1 protein-coding gene and 3 tRNA genes are annotated in these 764 nt (G+C 53.9%); all 4 read right to left on the bottom strand.

What is annotated here, in order from left to right; all coding sequences use genetic code 11:
- Positions 1-127, bottom strand: a 127-nt coding sequence (locus tag ABD767_RS17235; protein ID WP_344869949.1) for a GTP-binding protein, incomplete at its 3' end; no start/stop codon positions are given.
- Positions 128-193: 66 nt separating this feature from the next.
- A tRNA-Thr gene (locus tag ABD767_RS17230) sits at positions 194-268 on the bottom strand.
- A gap of 27 nt (positions 269-295) precedes the next feature.
- Positions 296-369, bottom strand: a tRNA-Gly gene (locus ABD767_RS17225).
- A 38-nt stretch (positions 370-407) separates the two neighbouring features.
- Positions 408-493: transfer RNA gene (locus tag ABD767_RS17220), tRNA-Tyr, on the bottom strand.
- Positions 494-764: the final 271 nt, after the last annotated feature.

The raw sequence follows: 764 nt of genomic DNA, 5'->3' as shown, positions 1-764 counted from the left end.
CGCCGCCGAACTTCTTGGCCAGCACGGTGGCGATCGCTGCGGTCAGCGTGGTCTTGCCGTGGTCGACGTGACCGATCGTGCCCACGTTGACGTGGGGCTTGGTGCGCTCAAACTTACCTTTTGCCATCTTTTCGACTCCGAAAAAACCACAATAATGCAAAAAACTTGGCGCACCAACCGAGCGCACCACAATTGGTGCCCATGGGCAGGATCGAACTGCCGACCTCTCCCTTACCAAGGGAGTGCTCTACCACTGAGCCACATGGGCAATTGGAGACAAGCTCCAATGCATGCCTGGAGCGGGAGACGGGAATCGAACCCGCGTCATCAGCTTGGAAGGCTGGGGTTCTACCATTGAACTACTCCCGCATGAGCACTCTGCGTGCACAGAGCCTCAGCATCATTCTTGGTGGAGGAGACTGGATTCGAACCAGTGTAGGCGCAAGCCAACAGATTTACAGTCTGCCCCCTTTAACCACTCGGGCACTCCTCCAAGGAATTTGAAATTATAGCAGTTTTTCGAGCATCAAGACAAATTTTTAAGATCTATTTGCACACTTCGCTCAATGACGCCCGATGCTCAACCATCGCAACTGATTGTCACAAAGGGTTTAGCCTCTTCACTCACACCCCAAATGCCGAACCCCCAGCACGCTTTGCGTACTGGGGGTTGGTCTAATAAGAGCCTGACGATGACCTACTTTCACACGGGGATCCGCACTATCATCGGCGCGAAGTTGTTTCACGGTCCTGTTCGGGATGGG

Origin of the sequence: Comamonas faecalis (assembly GCF_039538025.1) — a bacterium.
Lineage (GTDB): Bacteria > Pseudomonadota > Gammaproteobacteria > Burkholderiales > Burkholderiaceae_C > Comamonas_C > Comamonas_C faecalis.
This window is presented reverse-complemented; position numbering and strand designations above follow the sequence as displayed.